This window comes from Kitasatospora sp. NPDC093550 (assembly GCF_044764985.1).
Classification (GTDB): Bacteria; Actinomycetota; Actinomycetes; order Streptomycetales; family Streptomycetaceae; genus Kitasatospora.
In genome coordinates, this window is record NZ_JBIWJF010000018.1 from 29,964 (window position 1) to 47,379 (window position 17,416).

Below are 17,416 nucleotides of genomic sequence, written 5' to 3' on the forward strand. Positions count from 1 at the left end.
GAACGGGAAATGTGCTGACGGACCGTAGGATCCATCTGGGAGTGACCATAGCGCGGCTCGCCACAGATTTGTGGCGGACTGCGAGAAGTTCCCCCGAACGTGGTCGCCACACTGAGGCAGACTGGTCCCCATGGCTCTTCGATCGAACCCAACTCTCCGCCAGCTGCGGTTGGGTGCCGAGCTGCGCAGGATGCGCGAGCAGGCCGGCCTCGGCGGCAGCCAACTCGCCCGTTCGCTGGGCATCAACCCCGCCCATGTGACCCAGATGGAGAGCGGCAGGACCGGCATCAGTGTCGAACGCCTGCGCACGATCGCGGCGCTGTGCATGTGCGTCAACGAGCCGCTGATCGACGCACTCGCGGAGATCATCACGGATCGCGACAAGGGCGGCTGGTGGGAGGAATACCGAGGGCGCCTCTCACAACACTTCCTGGAAATGGCCGAGATGGAGGGGCGCGCCCACGGACTCTCGACCTACACCATGGCGTTCATTCCTGGACTGCTGCAGACCAACGCTTACGCCTCTGCGGTGTTCGCCCGGGGTTACCCGCTCCTTCCCCCGCACGAGGTCGATCTGAGGACGGCCTTCCGAATGCGGCGGCAGCAGGTGGTCCGGTCCGGCGAGACTCCGTACTCCGCGTACATCCATGAGGCGGCTCTGCGCATGCAGTTCAGCGGCCCTGGAGTTCAAGCCGATCAGCTCGGTAGTCTCATCGAGGACTCCGAGCGGTCGACCATCTCGATCCGAGTCGTGCCGTTCACCGTGGATGCGCTCCCGATCAACCATGAGAACTTCACGTACGTCGAAGGACCGGTTCCTGAGCTGGACACAGCGCAGATGGATTCAGGTCTCGACAGCGTGCTCTTCGATGCGCCGGCCCATATCGCCCAGTTTCGCTCCCTGCTTGAGCGAATCGATTCGGCGGCGCTCTCGGCGGAGGAGTCCCGGGATTTCATCCAATCCATCAAGAGTGATATGGAAAGCAATAATGCCTAAGTCCACCTGGCAGAAGTCGAGTTACTCGGCTGCGAACTCCGAATGTGTCGAGGTGCGTGCCGTCGACGGGGTGATCGAGGTCCGTGAGTCCGACGAGGGCGACGTGATCGTCCGGACCTCCGTTCCCAGGTTCGCCGCCTTCCTCCGGGGCGCGAAGGCCGGTGAGTTCGACCACCTGACCACCGCCTGACCGCAGCGCTCCCGTGCCCCCCGCCGCTCGCGGCGAGGGGGTACGGGCTTTTCTGGATGATCTTCATGCTGTAGATCTGACGATCATGAGAAAAGACCAGATCGGCCGGCTCATCGGTGGCAGTTTCGGGTTCGTCTTCGTGCAGGCGAACGCCGGGGCGTTGCCGACGCCCGCGGCCATCCCGTTGCGGGTGCTCGCCATCCTCGCGTTCCTGCGGATCGTGTTCGCGGGCCGTCGTGCCGCCGTCCCCGCTCCGGCGGGCGACTCCGACGCCACCGCGTCGGGCGGAGTGGGCTTCGGGCGGGGGTACTGGTACGTCGTGGCCGCCGAGGCGGTCGGGCTGCTGGCGGGCCTGATGCTGATCAACAAGGTGCTCCACACCGGGACGGTCGCCTGGATCACCTTCGTGGTGGGTGTGCACTTCTTCGGGCTCGCCGTCGTCTGGAAGCGGCCCGATCTCCACGTGCTCGCCGGGACGATGGCGGCGTGTGGCGTGGGCGGGTTGGTGCTGGCCGCGTGCGGTGCCTCGGCTGCCGTGATCGCGGTGGTCGCCGGGGTCGCCCCCGGCGCGCTGCTGCTCGGGTCGGTGCTGTGGGCCGGGCGGGCGGCCGTCAAGGGTCAGCCGGTTGATCCGGGCGGGGCCGGATAATCGATGGCGGGCCCGGCCGTGCGTGGCGAGGATCGCGGCATGCCATCCTTCCCGCCGCCCTTCCTGCGGACCGAACGCCTGGTGCTGCGTCCCTTCACCGAGGCCGACGCCGACCACCTGTACGCGCTGGACGACGACCCCGAGGTCACGCGCTTCATCAACGGCGGCAAGCCGGCCGACCTCGACGCGATCCGGACCCGGATCCTCCCCCGCCTCCTGCACGACCACCCGTGCACCGGGACCCGCGGCTGGTGGGCCGCCGAGGAGCAGGCCGCCGGCACCTTCCTCGGCTGGTTCGAACTGCGCCCGCTCTCCGACCACGACCCCGCGGTGGTCGAACTGGGCTACCGGTTGAACCGGGCGGCCTGGGGCAAGGGGTACGCCACGGAGGGCTCGCTGGCCCTCATCGACAAGGCGTTCACCGACCTGGGCGCGGAGCGTGTCACGGCGAACACCATGGCGGTGAACACCCGCTCCCGGCGGGTGATGGAGAAGTCGGGCCTGACGTTCCTGCGGAACTTCTCCGGTGACTGGCCGGAGGCCATCCCGGGCTCCGAGCACGGCGAGGTCGAGTACGAGCTGCTCAAGGAGGACTGGGAGCGGCGGCGCTCCCGGTGACGCGGGGAGTGGGTCCGGCCCCACCCGGCCGTGGGGCCAGACCCGTATGGCGCCCGCCGCGCGCTCCGTAGCGTCGTTCCCACCACGACACGGAGGGAACAGAACCATGGCGACCGCGACCGTCCAGACCGTTCAGCGCACGTTCACCACGGTGCGGAAGTACCTCGCGCTCTTCGGCGCCGTCAGCGCCGTCGTCCTCGGCACCGTCGCCGTGATGGCCTCCACCGGCCACGAGGCGACGCCGTTCATGTGGATCCGCGGCGCGCTCCTCCTCGGGATCGCCCCGCTGGTCCACCGGATGGCGGCCCGCGCCGCCGCCGGCGACCACAAGGCCTTCGACCGCGTCCGCACCCTGGCCACGATCATGCCGATCGCCATCATCGGCGTCGATCTGGTCCCCGGCCTCTGCCCCGCCTGGTACGCCGTCCTGCAGGGCCTCTCCGCCCTCGCCCTGGTCGCCGTCGCCGTCCTCACCCGCACCGGGCCGCTGAAGGCCGCCTTCCCTTCGATCCAGGGGTGAGAACCGCGGCACCGGGGCGGGCGTGGGAAGTCGGCCCGGCCGACTTCCCACGCACTTCCGTGTCCTCAGTACCCGATGGCCTCGCGCAGGAGGAGGACGGTGCCCGGGGTCATCCGGGCCGGGGCGTTGAGGACCAGCAGCTGGTTGACCGCGCTGGGCTGCCCGTAGGCGGCCCGGGCGCGGGTGGTTTCCAGGGGGAGGGCGTGCTCCTCCACGCGGCGCAGGGCGGTGGGCAGGTCGGGGACCACCTTCTGGGCGCCGACCACCCAGATGGCCCGGGCGGCGCCGCCGGCGTAGGCGGGGAGCTGGCTGCCGCTGGCGGAGGCGACGACGAGGGTGCCGGTCTCGGTGACGGCGGCGACGCTGCCGATGACGACGTCCGGGGTGGCGACCAGCCGGCGGAGCTCGTGGGCCTCCAGGACCCGGTCCATCGCCAGGGCACGCGACTTGACGGACCGGTAGCGGTCCTCGGCGTTGACGTCCTCGTCGATGCCGGAGAGCCGGAGGGTCTCGCTGGCGCTGGTGAAGACGCTCGCGCCCTCCCCGATCAGCTCCTCGATCCGGGCCCGCGCGGCGGCGGCGTCGGCCAGGACCTCGACGGTGAAGCCGTTGGCGGTCAGGGCGGCGGCCGTCCGCTCCAGGCGCTCGGCCGGGGCCGGGTCGGTGAAGGGGAGGCGGGAGGGGCCGGGGGCCGCGCCGGTCAGCGGGGTGGTGTCGAGGTACCGGACCTCGTAGACCCGCTCGGCGAACCGCCAGCCGTCCGCCGTGCGGCGGTAACGGTCGTGGTAGACAGCGTAGTTGAGCCCCTCGGTGCCGTTCTTCAGGCGGGCCAGTTCGTGCATCGAGGCGCGGCCGGTCGCGGTGTCGCCGTCGATCTCGATGCTGCCCGGGTGGGTGGTCTGGATGAAGAAGTCCCACTGCTCCTGCAGCTTCTCGCCGCCGACGCGGATCTGCTCCGGGCCGACCAGCTCGATCGGCACGGCGGGCATCCGCAGCACGCCGTCCGGGGTGAACAGCCGTGAGAGCCGGGCGCGGTCGCGCATCATCACGGCGTCGGTGAACTCGTACTGCAGGGCCTGGATCTCGACGCGGTCGGCGACCGCCTGGAAGTCGTTCATCGGGTCCTCCGTTTTCCCTCTGCCCGCAAGGACCGCGCGGCGCGCCGGAATGTGACACGGCGGACGCAACGGGTGGCGGCGCGGTGGACGTCACACCCCTGGGACGTCACAATCCGGCGCGCCGCGCTGTCGAAGAGTGAGCGGGCCGACGAGACGAAGGGGCGGGGCGGGATGCGAGGGGACGAAGCGGTGGAGCGGCCCGATCCGGGCCTGGGCGCGATCATGGGCGAGCGGCGCCAGGTGGCCGACCTGGCGTACCGGCTGCTCGGTTCGCCGGCCGACGCCGAGGACGTGGTGCAGGAGACGTACGCCCGCTGGTACGCGCTGCCCCGGCGGGAGCGGGAGGCGATCGGCTCGCCCGGCGGCTGGCTGACCACGGTCGCCAGCCGGATCTGTCTGAACGTCCTCGCCTCGGCCCGGGTGCGGCGGGAGCGCCACGTGGGCGAGTGGACCCCCGAGCCGCTGCCGGAGCGGCGGGAGTGGACGTCCTCCGCGACGTCCGGCGCGACGTCCGGCGCGACGTCCTCCGCGACCTCCGGCACCACCGCGGCGGATCCCGCGGATCCGGCGGACCGGATCACCCTGGACGAGTCGGTCGGCTCGGCCTTCCTGGTCGTCCTGGACTCCATGACCCCGGCCGAGCGGGTGGCCTTCGTCCTCCACGACGTCTTCCGGTACCCGTTCGCGGAGGTGGCCGCGATCGTCGGGAAGTCGCCCGCGGCCTGCCGGCAGCTGGCCGCCTCCGGTCGTCGGCGGATCCGCGCCGCGCAGGCCCCGGTGGCGCCGACGGACTCGCAGCCGGGTCCGGAGCCGGGCTCGCCTTCCCACCCGGATCCGGTCGTGCCGGAGGGAACCGCGGCCACGCGGGAGTGAGGTACGTCATACCGGTCGCGGCGCGGGGGCGGGCAGGGTGGCCCGGGGGCGCACTGGGCGTGTCCACGCCCATCCGCACACCACCGAGCGCCCGTCCAGGGGCTTGTCGTCGCAAAACCGACCGATAAGGTGTTAATCCAACATTCATCCATGCCGCATAGCCTCCCGGGGCTAGCCTCATGCTGAACGTCATCGTCCGACCGGGAGGCGAAACCCCCGTGCAAGGCACTGTCACCACACCAGGCGGCTCCACGGTGGCCGGGGGCCAGGGCGAGGCGTTCCTGCTCGTCGTGGACGACGAGCCCAACATCCGCGAACTGCTCGCCGCCTCGCTGCGCTTCTCCGGCTTCCGGGTCGCCTCCGCCGCCAGCGGCACCGAGGCGCTCGAACTGATCGCCGCCGAGCGGCCCGACCTGGTCGTGCTCGACGTCATGCTCCCCGACCTCGACGGCTTCACCGTCGTCGAGAAGCTGCGCGAGCGCACCAACCGCGGCCAGATAGCCGGGCCGGCCCACGGGCACCCCGGTGACCACCTGCCGGTGCTCTTCCTCACCGCCAAGGACGGCGTCGGCGACAAGGTGCAGGGCCTCGCCGCGGGCGCCGACGACTACGTCACCAAGCCCTTCAGCCTGGAGGAGCTGATCGCCCGGATCCGCGCCATCCTGCGCCGGGCCGGCGGGCCGGCCGAGGACGGCCGACTGCTCGTCGCCGACCTCAGCCTCGACCCGGTCGCCCACGAGGTCACCCGCGGCGGCATCCCGGTCTCGCTCTCCCCGACCGAGTTCAAGCTGCTGCACTACCTGATGGCCAACGTCGGCCGGGTGGTCTCCAAGGCGCAGATCCTCGACCACGTCTGGGCCTACGACTTCGGCGGCGACCTCTCCATCGTCGAGTCGTACATCTCCTACCTGCGCCGCAAGCTCGACTCCGGCCCGGCCCACGGCCCCAAGCTGATCCACACCGTGCGCGGCATCGGCTACGCGCTGCGCCGCCCCCCGCAGGCCTGACCGGCACCGCCGCCCGTGTTCGCCCGCTTCTCGTCCCGGCTGTCGCTGCGCGCCCGGCTGCTGGTGCTCGCCGTCGCCCTGGTCACCACCGGGCTCGTGGTCAGCGACACCTTCGTCGTCGGCACCGTCCGGGCCCAGCTGGTGGAGCAGCTGGACGAGCAACTCCAGCGGTACGGGCCGCCGCTGTCCCGCAAACCGCCGGCCCGGCAGGCCACGCCCGACCCGAACCGGCCCAGCGTCACCGGGCGGCGGATCAGCCTGCCCAGCCAGTACCTGGTGGAGTACCTGTCCTCGGACGGCAAGGTCCAGGCCGTGATGCGCCAGCCCGTCTCGGACAGCGACCCGGCGCCGCAGCTGGCCGGCCTGGACCCGACCCGGACCGCCCCCGACGTCCCCTTCGACCTGCCCGACCAGCGCGGCCACCACCGCTGGCGGGTGCTGGTGCTGCCGCTCCAGACGCCGCACGGGCCGGCCCCCGGCCCCAGCGCCTTCGCCTCGCCCGTCACCCCGACCCACGTCATGGTCGCCGTCTCCCGCGAGGACATCGACGCCACCCTCGGCAAGCTGCGCACCTCCTTCCTGGCCATCGGCGGCGCCGTGCTGGTGCTGATCGCCGGGCTCGGCTTCTTCGCGGTACGGGCCGGGCTGCGGCCGCTGCGACGGATCGAGGAGGGTGCCGCGCGGATCGCGGCCGGCGAGCTGTCGCACCGGATGCCCGAGCTCTCCCCGGGCACCGAGGTCGGCCGGCTGTCGGTCGCGCTCAACGGGATGCTCACCCAGATCGAGGCGGCCTTCGCGGCCCGCGCCGAATCCGAGGCCCGGATGCGGCGGTTCGTCGCGGACGCCTCGCACGAGCTGCGCACCCCGCTGGCCGGGATCCGCGGCTTCGCCGAGCTGTACCGGATGGGCGCGCTGCCCACCGAGGCGGACGTCAAGCGCACCATGACCCGGATCGAGAGCGAGGCCGACCGGATGGGCGCCCTGGTCGAGGACCTGCTGGTGCTCGCCCGGCTGGACGAGGAACGCCCGCTCGACCTCGCCCCGATGGACCTGCGCACCCTCGCCGCCGACGCCCTGCACGACCTCACCGCACTCGACCCGAGCCGCCCGGTCGCGCTCACCGGCCCGGCCGGGACCGGCGCGCCCGGCGCGGCGACCGTCCTCGGCGACGAGGCGCGGCTGCGGCAGGTGGTGACCAACCTGGTCGGCAACGCGGTCAAGCACACCCCGGCCGGCACCCCGGTGCGGATCGGCGTGGGCGTCCGGCCCGACGGGACCTGCCTGCTGGAGGTCGCCGACGCCGGCCCGGGACTCACCGAGGAGCAGGCCCAGCGGGTCTTCGACCGCTTCTTCCGGGTCGACGCCTCGCGCAGCCGGGACAACGGCGGCGGCGCCGGACTCGGCCTCGCCATCGCCACCGCCCTCACCCGGGCGCACGGCGGGACCCTCAGCCTGGAGACCGCCCCGGGCGAGGGTGCGACATTCCGGGTCGAACTTCCCGATCACGGCGACCGGGATTCCTGAGGAAAAGTCGACTCGTCAATTCTGTTGCCGAACAGGAAATTCCGGGGCGCGCTCATTGCCGGAAACCGGCATGGAGCGTCAAGAAAGCGTCTGCCTATGATCGGCTCTGCCTGGCCGGCACGACCTGTCCGGACCAAGGCTTCTGCTTTCCTACCGACCCGGAAGGGGTCATCGTGAAGCTCCGCCGTTCCCTGGTTTCGGCCGCCATCATCGCCGCCGTGATCTCGCCCGCAGCCGTGGTCTCCGCGGCACCGGCCTTCGCGGAGTCGGCTCCGGCGGCCCGGGCCCACACCAGCAGCGGCTCGATCGCCGAGTTGGAGAAGGCGGCCGCCGACGCCGCCAAGGCCCTTGAGCAGGCGAAGGCCCACGAGGCCGAGCTCAGGGCCAAGTTCGACGCCTACACCTTCCCGGAGGCGCTGCGCGCCGGCTACGAGAAGGCCAAGGCCGCCCTGGCGAAGGCCACCGCGACCCGGGAGGCCCTGGACAAGGCGGCCGGGGAAGCCGCCGCCGCCTACGGCCGGGCCAAGGAGGAGGACCTGGCCAAGGCCAGGGAGGTGATGCTGAAGGCCTTCGACGCCGCCAACGCCTCCCACACCGCGGAGACCGAGGCCAAGGCCGCGGTCGAGGCGGCCCAGCGGGCGATGGACGACGACCGGATCGCCGAGATGAAGAAGGTCATCGCCGCCCAGGACGCCACCGAGGCCGCGGCCGCGGCCAAGGCCGCCGCGGACAAGGCGCTGGCCGAGGCCAGGGCGGCGGCGGAGAAGCCGGTGGAGAAGCCCGTGGAGAAGCCGGTCGAGCAGCCGGTGGAGAAGCCGGTGGAGAAGCCGGTGCAGCAGCCCGTCGCGCAGCCGGTGCAGCAGCCGACCACCGTGACCCCGGCCTCGGACACCACCAAGGCCTCGACCACGGCCACCACGACGACTGCCACCACGACCGGTTCGACCACCGCGACCACCTCGCAGGCGGCCACCACCACCGGGGCCACCACCGGCTCGTCCACCGAGCTCGCCGAGACCGGCTCCAACCCGGCCACCCCCTACCTCGCCCTGGGCTCCGGCCTGGCCATCAGCCTCGGCGCCGCCGCCCTCCACGTCTCCCGCCGCAAGCCGGCCACCCGCACCACCCGCTGACCCACCCCGGTTCGCGCCCGCTCGGGAGGAGGCCGCGAACCGCCACCCGCACCCACCCGGAACCGCAGGACAGGCCCCGGCCGTCCTGCGGTTCCGGCGTTTCCGGCCCCGAAACTCCTCGATAACTCCTCGATCGGGTGAACCGGAGCCCGTTCACCCGATCGGCCGCTGGGTCGGGTGCGACCGTGCAGCCGTTGCTTGTGCGGACTCGCGCGGGCTGATCAGACTGGACGGGAAAAAGGTGTCTCAATGTGTGCGCTCGTTGCCGAGGAGACCGTCGTGAACCTGGACCAGTTGCTGTGGCAGGCGTGGAAGTCCATGGATGTGCCCGAGGGCTTTCGCGCGGAGATCATCGAGGGGACGATCACGTTGTCACCCACCGGCGGAGTTCGTCACTTCACTGTCAACAGGCGGCTGGGGCAGGCTCTGTACGACCATCTCAGGGGCACCGGGTACGGGCCGGCGCAGGACGGCAACGTCATCGCCGGCCTCAAGGTACTCATTCCGGATGTCTTCGTGGCACCGGACGATGTCGATGAGATCGAGCATCCCGAGGGCGTGGGGGTACTCGCTTCCGGTGTGTCGCTGGTCGTCGAGACCGTCTCTCCCGGTGCGGAGGCGCGTAAGCGCGACCATGTCCTCAAGCTTCGCGCCTACGCCGCCGCAGGCATTCCGGTGTACGTGATCATCGACGACCACGATGACGGTGGCATCGTGACCATCCTCACCGGGCCGGACCGTGAGCGCCGCGCCTACGAGTACTCGGCCCGCATCCCCTACGGCAAGGAAGCCGTGATCCCCGAAGGCCCGGCCAAGGGCTTCGTGATCGGCCCCGAGATCACCGGCGAGCGCCGTGACTGACCGTTCGGCGTCGTTCAGGCGGGACCTGTCCGAGTGGCGGATCGTCCTGGTGGCGTGGCGGCTGCTGGTGCTGCAGGGAGCGGATCCGGTGGTCGGGGCCGGGATGGCGGAGCACTCGACGTACCGGGCGCACCCGTGGCGTCGGGTGGAGCACACACTGGGGAGCGGGCGCCGGCTGTTCTACCAGGACGCCGAGGCGCTGCGGCGGGAGGTCGCGCGGCTGGAGCGGGCGCACAAGCGGATCCGCGGCACGGGGCCGGACGGGCAGGCGTACGACGCCCGGGACGCGGCCACCAGAGCGTGGGTGCTGCTGACCCTCTTCGAGTGCGTGGTCGCCATGCGCCGGCTCGGCGGGGACCCGTACGACTCCGCCCAACTGGAAGAGGCCTACGCCGAGTTCCAGGAGGTGGTGGCGGCCTTCGACCTCCCGGAGGGCGAACTCCCCGCCACGGTGAAGGACCTGCCGGCCTACTTCGCCCGGTACGCCCGGGAGCGGCTGGAGTTCACCGAGGCGGCGCGCTACCTGATGGGTGACCTGGTGCGGGAGGCACCCCGGCCGCAGCGGCTGTGGTTCCTCGGGGACGCCGGCTGGCGGGTGGTGCGGAGCCTCGCCGCGGCCGTGATCGCCGAGCTGACGGTGGCGGACCTGCCGCCGGTGGTGCGGGAGCGGTTGGGACTGAGGGCCACCCGGCGCGGCGCGCTGCTGTCGGTGGTGCTGCACCGCGGCGCCGGGGCCCTGGTGCGCCGGCTGCCGGACCGGCTGCGCTACCGCTCCCCGGAGGAGCCGGGCCCGTCCGGGCGCCGGCTGCCCCGCCCGCGCCGCGACACCCGCGGGCCCCGGCTGGACCGCTTCTTCCGCGAGGTGCTCGACCAGACCGGCGACGGCTTCATCACCGCGCACGACCTGCGGGCGATGGCGCACAACGTGTGCTGGCAGCTGGAGCTGGACGAGGACGCCGAGGACCGCGTCCACCGGGCCTTCGAGGGCTGGTGGGAGCAGCTGCGCACGGCGATGGACGCCGACGGTGACGGGAAGGTCAGCCGGGAGGAGTTCGTGGCCGCGACCGTGGCGGGCTGCGACCGGGACGGCGCCTACCTGGAGCAGGGGCTGCTGCCCGCGCTGCGGGCGGTGTTCACCGCCGCCGACACCGACGGCAGCGGCTTCCTGGAGTTCGACGAGTACCGCGCGGTGTTCGGCGGCCCGCGGGTGCACCCGGCCGAGCTGTCGCACGGGTTCCGTCAGCTGGACGGGGACGGGGACGGGCGGATCACCCGGGAGGAGTTCCTGCACGGCTTCACCGAGTTCTTCACCGCCCGCGCCGGTTCCACCGGCGGCACCCAGCTGCTCGGCCGCGCCTGATCGGGCCGCCCCGCCGCCGGCGCGCCCCGCTCGCCAGCACGCCCCGCTCGCCGACGCGAGCGGGGCGTCGGCCTGTCAAGCGCCGGTTCGGCCAAGAGCGCGGCCGCGGGCGCCCGGTCGTTCGTTGCCCCGGCCGGGGCCGGATCCGCAGACTGTGCGGACCGCCCCGCACACCGTGACGCACCGCACAGGTCCGTCTGCCCCACCCCACCTGCTGTTCCCCCGTAAGGATGGTGGATACTGGCCCTTGTGAACGTGTTCACGTTCACAAGCGGACAAGCTTGCACGGCTTGGCGACGGTCTGCGGCTACAGAAGAAGTTTGTCCGGAATGCGCCCGCCGAACGTGCGGGCCGGTTGGGAGAGAGGGCGACGTGGAACTGGCAATCGCTCACGAGACCATCGCGCGGTGGCAATTCGGCATCACCACCGTCTACCACTTCCTCTTCGTACCGCTCACGATCAGCCTGGCCGCCGTGGTGGCCGGGCTGGAGACCGCCTGGGTGCGGACGAACAAGGAGAAGTACTTCCACGCGACCAAGTTCTGGGGAAAGCTCTTCCTCATCAACATCGCGATGGGCGTGGTCACCGGAATCGTCCAGGAATTCCAGTTCGGCATGAACTGGTCCGACTACTCCCGCTTCGTCGGCGACGTCTTCGGGGCCCCGCTGGCGATGGAGGCGCTGATCGCCTTCTTCTTCGAGTCCACCTTCATCGGCCTGTGGATCTTCGGCTGGGACAAGCTGCCGAGGAAGATCCACTGCGCCTGCATGTGGATGGTCGCGCTGGGCACCGTGCTCTCCGCGTACTTCATCCTGGCCGCCAACTCCTGGATGCAGCACCCGGTCGGCTACGCGATCGACCCGGCCACCGGCAAGGCCCGGCTGACCGACATCGCCGAGGTGCTGTTCCAGAACACCACCCTCACCGTCGTCGCCCACACCCTGACCGCCGCCTTCCTCACCGGCGCCGCGTTCATGGTCGGCATCTCCTCCTTCCACCTCTGGAAGACCAAGCGCAAGCCCGAGACGGCCGACCCCCGGAAGACCGCCTCGATGCGGACCTCGCTGCGGCTCGGCCTGGTGCTCGCCGTCGTCTTCGGCGCCGGCACCGCGCTCAGCGGCGACGAACTCGGCAAGGTCATGTTCGAGCAGCAGCCGATGAAGATGGCCGCCGCCGAGGCGCTGTGGGACACCCAGGCGCCGGCGCCGTTCTCGATCTTCGCGGTCGGCGACGTCGGCAAGGGCCACAACTCGGTCGAGCTGGAGGTCCCCGGGATACTGTCCTTCCTCGCCCACAGCGACTTCAGCTCCTCCGTCCCCGGCATCAACGACACCGCCGCCGCCGAGGCCGCCCAGCACGGCGGCGACCCCAAGGACTACATCCCGAGCATCTTCGTCACCTACTGGGGCTTCCGCCTCATGATCGGCTTCGGGATGACCTCCTTCCTGGCCGGCCTGGTCGGACTCTGGACCACCCGGAAGAAGCTCTTCCTGCGCCCCGGGTTCCGCACCGGCGAGACCGAAGTGCCCCGGCTGATGCTCACCCCCGGGCGCGAACTCGGCCCGCTGCTGACCGCGTGGAGCTGGCGGATCGGGATCCTGACCATGGGCTTCCCGCTGATCGCCAACAGCTTCGGCTGGATCTTCACCGAGATGGGCCGCCAGCCCTGGGCCGTCTTCGGTCTGATGACCACCGCCAGCGCGGTCTCCCCCAACGTCGGCGTCGGCACCCAGATCGGGGCGCTGGCCACCTTCACCACGCTGTACGCGATCCTCGCGGTCATCGAGGTCCGGCTGCTGGTCAAGTACGCCAAGGCGGGCCCGGTGGTGACCGAGCAGCCGCCCACCGAGGACCCCTCACTGCGCGGGCCGTCCTCGGACGAGGACGCCGACAAGCCGCTCGCCTTCGCGTACTGACGCACACCGCAGGGGAACTGAGGATCTGACATGCAACTCCACGACGTCTGGTTCGTGCTGATCGCGGTCCTGTGGATCGGCTACTTCTTCCTGGAGGGCTTCGACTTCGGGATCGGCGTCCTGACCAAGGGGCTGGCCCGCGACACCGCCGAGAGACGGGTGCTGATCAACACCATCGGCCCGGTCTGGGACGGCAACGAGGTCTGGCTGCTGACCGCCGGCGGGGCCACCTTCGCGGCCTTCCCGGACTGGTACGCGACGCTCTTCAGCGGCTTCTACGTCCCGCTGCTGGTGATCCTGGTCTGCCTGATCGTGCGCGGCGTGGCCTTCGAGTACCGGGCCAAGCGCGACGGCGCCCGCTGGCAGCGGAACTGGGAGGAGGCCATCTTCTGGAGCTCGCTCCTCCCGGCCTTCCTCTGGGGGGTGGTCTTCGCCGACATCGTGCGCGGCGTGGACATCGACGCGCAGAAGAACTACGTCGGCGGCCTCGGGGACCTGCTGAACCCGTACGCGCTGCTCGGCGGCCTGGTGACGCTCGCCCTGTTCACCTTCCACGGCGCGGTGTTCGCCGCGCTCAAGACGGTCGGCGAGATCCGCGAGCGGGCCCGCGCGGCCGCCCTGCGGGCCGGGCTGGCCGCCGCCGTGCTGGCGCTGTTCTTCCTCATCTGGACCCAGCACGACAGCGGCAACGGCCGCAGCCTCGCCGCGCTGGTGATCGCCGTGCTCGCCCTGCTCGGCGCCCTGGCCGCCAACCAGCGCGGCCGCGAGGGCTGGGCGTTCGCCCTCTCCGGGGTGACCGTCGCGGCCGCGGTCGCGACGCTCTTCCTGGCGCTCTTCCCGAACGTCATGCCGTCCACCCTGAACGCCGGCTGGAGCCTGACCGTGGGCAACGCGGCCTCCTCGCCGTACACGCTGAAGCTGATGACCGTCGTGGCGGCGGTGTTCACCCCGCTGGTGCTGCTGTACCAGGGCTGGACGTACTGGGTGTTCCGCAAGCGGATCGGCGTCCAGCACATCCCCGGGCACGCGCCCGCCGCGCCCGGCGACCCCGGCGCGCCGGCCGGCCGCACCGACCGGGCCTGACGCGATGAAGCCGGTCGACCCCCGACTCCTCGGGTACGCCCGCACCACCCGGGTCTTCCTCGCCGGATCCGTGCTCCTCGGCGCGGCCGGCGCGGCCCTGGTGGTCGCCCAGGCGAGTCTGATCGCCGAGATCGTCGTCCGCGCCTTCCAGCGCGGGGCGACGCTCGCCGAACTGACCACGCCGATGCTGCTGCTCGCCCTGACGGCCGTCGGGCGCGGGCTGGTCGGCTGGCTCACCGAACTCACCGCGCACCGGTCCGTCGCCCGGGTGAAGTCCACCCTGCGGCGCCGGCTGCTCGACCACGCCACCGCGCTCGGCCCGGCCTACCTGGCGGGCCGGCGCACCGGCGAACTCACCACCCTCGCCACCCGCGGCGTCGACGCGCTGGACGACTACTTCGCCCGGTACCTGCCGCAGCTGGCGCTGGCCGTGGTCGTCCCGGTGATCGTGCTGCTGCGGATCGTCGGCGCCGACTTCACCTCGGCCGCGATCATCGCCGGGACGCTGCCGCTGATCCCGCTGTTCATGGTGCTGATCGGGATGGCCACCCAGGCCCGGATGGACCGGCAGTGGGACACCCTGGCCCGGCTCTCGCACCACTTCCTCGACGTGGTCGCCGGGCTGCCCACCCTCAAGGTGTTCAACCGGGCCCGCGCCCAGGCCGCCGGCATCGCCCGGATCACCGCCGACTACCGCCGGGCCACCCTGCGCACCCTGCGGATCGCCTTCATCTCCTCCTTCACCCTGGAACTGCTCTCCACCCTGTCCGTCGCCCTGGTCGCGGTCACCGTCGGCTTCCGGCTGGTGGACGGCACCCTCGACCTGGAGACCGGGCTGCTGATCCTGGTCCTCGCCCCCGAGGTGTACGCCCCGATCCGCCAGGTCGGCGCGCTCTACCACTCCAGCGTCGAGGGCCTGACCGCCGCCGACGAGCTGTTCCGGGTGCTGGAGACCCCGCTGCCCGCCGCCGGGACCACCCCGGCGCCCGCGCTCGCCGGGGCCGAGATCACCGCCGAGGGCCTGGTCGTCCGGCACCCCGGACGCGCCGAACCCGCCCTGGACGGCGCCGGACTGACCCTGCGTCCGGGCTCCGGCACGGCCCTCACCGGCCCCAGCGGTGCCGGCAAGTCCACCCTGCTGGCGGTCCTGCTCGGTCTCACCGCCCCCACCGCCGGCACCGTCCGGATCACCGCCGCCGACGGCCGCTGCTACGACCTGGCCGAGCTGGACCCGGCGAGCTGGCGCCGGCAGATCGCCTGGGTGCCGCAGCACCCCCACCTGTTCGCCGGAACGGTCGCCGACAACCTGCGGCTCTACCGGCCGGACGCCTCCGACGAGCAGCTGTGGACGGCGCTGGAGGCCGCGCACGCCCTCGACTTCGTGACCGACCTGGCCGCCGGACTCGGCGAGGACGGCGCCGGGCTCTCCGCCGGCCAGCGCCAGCGCCTCGCCCTCGCCCGGGTGCTGCTCGCCGACGACCGGCCGCTGGTGCTGCTGGACGAGCCGACCGCCCACCTGGACGGCGCCTCCGAGGAGGCCGTCGTGGACGCCGTCCGGACCCTCGCCGAGGACCCGGCCCGCACCGTGCTGATCGTCGCGCACCGGCCCGCCCTGCTGGCCGTCGTGGACGAGCGGGTCCGGCTGGCCGGACCCGCCACCGTTCCGGCCGCCGGGCCGGTGGCCCCGCTCGCCCACAGCGGGCAGCCGACGGCCGCCCCCGAGGTACCCGAGGAGGCCGAGGACTCCGGGACCGGTGCGACGCCCCGGCTGGCGCTGTCCGTGCTGCTCGGCGCGCTCGCCCTCGGCTGCGCCGTCGCGCTGATGGCCACCTCCGGGTACCTCATCTCCCGCGCCTCGCAGATGCCGCCGGTGCTCTACCTGATGATGGCCGTCACCTCGGTGCGGGCCTTCGGCATCGGCCGCAGCGTCTTCCGCTACGCCGAACGGCTGGTCTCGCACGACGCCGTGCTGCGCACCCTCGGCACCCTGCGGGCCGCCGTGTACCGGCGGCTGAGCGTGCTCGCCCCGGCCGGGCTGCCCGCCTTCCGCCGCGGCGACCTGCTCTCCCGGCTGGTCGCCGACGTGGACGCGGTGCAGGACCACTACCTGCGCTGGCGGCTGCCCGCCGCCGTCGCGGGCGTGGTCGGGCTCGCCTCGACGGCGGCCCTGGCCGCCTTCCTGCCCGCCGCCGGGGCGGTGCTCGGCCTGGGGCTGCTGCTCGCGGGCGTGCTGGTGCCCGCGCTGGCCGCCCGCTGGTCGGCCGGCGCCGAGCGGCGGCAGGCCCCGGCCCGCGGCCGGCTCGCCACCGCCGTGGTGGACGCCTTCACCGGCACCGCCGAACTCACCGTGGCCGGCGCGCTGCCCGGCCGGCTGGCCGCGGTCCGCACCGCCGACGCCGCGCTGACCCGGCTGGCCGCCCGGTCGGCCGCCACCACGGCGCTCGGCACCGGGCTGATCACGCTGCTCACCGGCTTGACCGTGACCGCCGCGGCGGCCGTCGGCGTCCAGGGGGTGCGAGCCGGGTTGCTCGCGCCGGTCTGCCTGGCCCTGGTGGTGCTGACCCCGCTGGCCGCCTTCGAGGCGGTCACCGGGATGCCGCTCGCCGTGCAGGCCCGCCAGCGCAGCCGCGCCGCCCGGGCCCGGCTGGACGAGGTGCTCTCCGCCGAACCCTCGGTCCGCGAACCCGCGGAGCCGGCGCGGCTGCCCGAGCGGCCGCTGCCCGTCGCCGTGCGCGGGCTGACCGTACGGCACCCCGGGCAGGCGGTGGACACGCTCACCGGGGTGGACCTCGACCTCGCCGCCGGGCGCCGGATCGCCGTGGTCGGCCCGTCCGGCTCCGGCAAGACCACCCTCGCCCAGGCGTTGCTGCGCTTCCTGGAGCCGGGCGCCGGGTCGGTGCGGTTCGCCGACGGCCGTCCACAGGCTGTGGACAGCCGCGCGCTCGCCGGGGAGGACGTCCGCCGGGTGATCGGGCTCTGCGCGCAGGACGCCCATGTCTTCGACAGCTCGCTGCGGGAGAACCTGCGGCTGGCCCGGCCGGGTGCGGGGGAGGAGGAGCTGCGCGCCGCGCTGGCCGCCGCCCGGCTGCTGGAGTGGACCGAGGGCCTGCCGGACGGCCTGGACACGATGGTCGGCGAGCACGGCGCCCGGCTCTCCGGCGGCCAGCGTCAGCGGCTCGCGCTGGCCCGGGCGCTGCTCGCGGACTTCCCCGTCCTGGTCCTGGACGAGCCCGCCGAGCACCTCGACCTGCCCACCGCCGACGCGCTCACCGCCGACCTGCTGGCCGCCACCGAGGGCCGCACCACCGTGCTGATCACCCACCGGCTGGCCGGGCTGGACGACGGCACGGTGGACGAGGTGCTGGTGCTGGACGGCGGCCGGGTGGCCGAGCGGGGCCGCTGGTCCGAGTTGCTCGCCGACCCGGACGGGCGGCTGCACGCGATGTGGCGGCGGGAGCGGGAGGCGGACGGCCTGCTGGAGCCGGCCGGGGCCCGCTGACCCGGCCTGCCGTCGCGCCGCCCTTCGCCTCGACGTCGCGCCGCCCTTCGCCTGAAAAGCGTACAAA

General features: G+C 72.7%; 14 protein-coding genes and 1 pseudogene. 14 read left to right on the forward strand and 1 reads right to left on the reverse strand.

Features of this window, described 5'->3' with window-relative positions; genetic code table 11:
- Positions 1–130 precede the first annotated feature (130 nt).
- The 5 genes from ACIRD3_RS26705 to ACIRD3_RS26725 all read left to right on the forward strand — a co-directional run bounded on the left by ACIRD3_RS26705 (position 131) and on the right by ACIRD3_RS26725 (position 2,974).
- On the forward strand, positions 131–997 hold the full coding sequence (locus ACIRD3_RS26705) for a helix-turn-helix domain-containing protein (protein WP_402221349.1): 867 nt from the start codon (positions 131–133) through the stop codon (positions 995–997).
- On the forward strand, positions 990–1,187 hold the full coding sequence (locus tag ACIRD3_RS26710) for a DUF397 domain-containing protein (protein WP_402221352.1): 198 nt from the start codon (positions 990–992) through the stop codon (positions 1,185–1,187). The genes ACIRD3_RS26705 and ACIRD3_RS26710 overlap by 8 nt, the downstream gene beginning before the upstream one ends.
- Before the next feature lie 85 nt (positions 1,188–1,272).
- A complete protein-coding gene (locus ACIRD3_RS26715) occupies positions 1,273–1,836 on the forward strand; it encodes a hypothetical protein (protein ID WP_402221355.1) in 564 nt (187 codons plus the stop codon).
- 39 nt (positions 1,837–1,875) lie between these two features.
- A complete protein-coding gene (locus ACIRD3_RS26720) occupies positions 1,876–2,454 on the forward strand; it encodes a GNAT family N-acetyltransferase (protein ID WP_402221357.1) in 579 nt (192 codons plus the stop codon).
- Positions 2,455–2,560: 106 nt separating this feature from the next.
- Positions 2,561–2,974 carry a hypothetical protein gene (locus ACIRD3_RS26725; RefSeq protein WP_402221359.1) on the forward strand — a complete coding sequence of 138 codons (414 nt, stop codon included), beginning with the start codon at positions 2,561–2,563 and terminating at the stop codon, positions 2,972–2,974.
- 65 nt (positions 2,975–3,039) lie between these two features.
- Here the strand turns inward: ACIRD3_RS26725 and ACIRD3_RS26730 are convergent, their stop codons facing one another.
- Positions 3,040–4,092 carry an LUD domain-containing protein gene (locus ACIRD3_RS26730; protein WP_402221362.1) on the reverse strand — a complete coding sequence of 351 codons (1,053 nt, stop codon included), beginning with the start codon at positions 4,090–4,092 and terminating at the stop codon, positions 3,040–3,042.
- 171 nt (positions 4,093–4,263) lie between these two features.
- On the opposite strand from ACIRD3_RS26730, the pseudogene ACIRD3_RS26735 reads away from it, so the two are divergent.
- The 9 genes and pseudogenes from ACIRD3_RS26735 to cydD form a co-directional block, all read left to right on the forward strand.
- A pseudogene (locus ACIRD3_RS26735) lies at positions 4,264–4,890 on the forward strand (sigma-70 family RNA polymerase sigma factor); the annotation flags it as partial.
- A 254-nt stretch (positions 4,891–5,144) separates the two neighbouring features.
- A complete protein-coding gene (locus ACIRD3_RS26740) occupies positions 5,145–5,972 on the forward strand; it encodes a response regulator transcription factor (protein WP_402221365.1) in 828 nt (275 codons plus the stop codon).
- 15 nt (positions 5,973–5,987) lie between these two features.
- Positions 5,988–7,496, forward strand: coding sequence for a sensor histidine kinase (locus tag ACIRD3_RS26745; RefSeq protein ID WP_402221368.1), 1,509 nt, complete (start codon positions 5,988–5,990; stop codon positions 7,494–7,496).
- Between the two features lie 173 nt (positions 7,497–7,669).
- A complete protein-coding gene (locus ACIRD3_RS26750) occupies positions 7,670–8,629 on the forward strand; it encodes an LAETG motif-containing sortase-dependent surface protein (RefSeq protein ID WP_402221370.1) in 960 nt (319 codons plus the stop codon).
- A 279-nt stretch (positions 8,630–8,908) separates the two neighbouring features.
- On the forward strand, positions 8,909–9,490 hold the full coding sequence (locus ACIRD3_RS26755) for a Uma2 family endonuclease (RefSeq protein ID WP_402221373.1): 582 nt from the start codon (positions 8,909–8,911) through the stop codon (positions 9,488–9,490).
- The gene (locus ACIRD3_RS26760; RefSeq protein ID WP_402221375.1) at positions 9,483–10,850 is read left to right on the forward strand and encodes an oxygenase MpaB family protein; all 1,368 of its coding nucleotides are present in this window, start codon (positions 9,483–9,485) and stop codon (positions 10,848–10,850) included. Before ACIRD3_RS26755 ends, ACIRD3_RS26760 begins: the two co-directional genes overlap by 8 nt.
- A gap of 372 nt (positions 10,851–11,222) precedes the next feature.
- Positions 11,223–12,767, forward strand: coding sequence for a cytochrome ubiquinol oxidase subunit I (locus ACIRD3_RS26765; protein ID WP_402221377.1), 1,545 nt, complete (start codon positions 11,223–11,225; stop codon positions 12,765–12,767).
- A 30-nt stretch (positions 12,768–12,797) separates the two neighbouring features.
- Complete coding sequence (gene cydB, locus ACIRD3_RS26770) at positions 12,798–13,850, forward strand: cytochrome d ubiquinol oxidase subunit II (RefSeq protein ID WP_402221378.1); 1,053 nt, start codon at positions 12,798–12,800, stop codon at positions 13,848–13,850.
- Between the two features lie 4 nt (positions 13,851–13,854).
- Entirely contained in the window at positions 13,855–17,349 is a 3,495-nt protein-coding gene (gene cydD, locus ACIRD3_RS26775; protein WP_402221380.1) for a thiol reductant ABC exporter subunit CydD, read from the forward strand.
- Positions 17,350–17,416 lie beyond the last annotated feature (67 nt).

Bases quoted from the DNA above. Each gene is read 5' to 3' on its own strand.
- ACIRD3_RS26705 (WP_402221349.1), top strand. From the start codon at position 131: ATGGCTCTTCGATCGAACCCAACTCTCCGCCAGCTGCGGTTGGGTGCC.
- ACIRD3_RS26710 (WP_402221352.1), top strand. From the start codon at position 990: ATGCCTAAGTCCACCTGGCAGAAGTCGAGTTACTCGGCTGCGAACTCC.
- ACIRD3_RS26715 (WP_402221355.1), top strand. From the start codon at position 1,273: ATGAGAAAAGACCAGATCGGCCGGCTCATCGGTGGCAGTTTCGGGTTC.
- ACIRD3_RS26720 (WP_402221357.1), top strand. From the start codon at position 1,876: ATGCCATCCTTCCCGCCGCCCTTCCTGCGGACCGAACGCCTGGTGCTG.
- ACIRD3_RS26725 (WP_402221359.1), top strand. From the start codon at position 2,561: ATGGCGACCGCGACCGTCCAGACCGTTCAGCGCACGTTCACCACGGTG.
- ACIRD3_RS26730 (WP_402221362.1), bottom strand. From the start codon at position 4,092: ATGAACGACTTCCAGGCGGTCGCCGACCGCGTCGAGATCCAGGCCCTG.
- ACIRD3_RS26740 (WP_402221365.1), top strand. From the start codon at position 5,145: ATGCTGAACGTCATCGTCCGACCGGGAGGCGAAACCCCCGTGCAAGGC.
- cydB (WP_402221378.1), top strand. From the start codon at position 12,798: ATGCAACTCCACGACGTCTGGTTCGTGCTGATCGCGGTCCTGTGGATC.
- cydD (WP_402221380.1), top strand. From the start codon at position 13,855: ATGAAGCCGGTCGACCCCCGACTCCTCGGGTACGCCCGCACCACCCGG.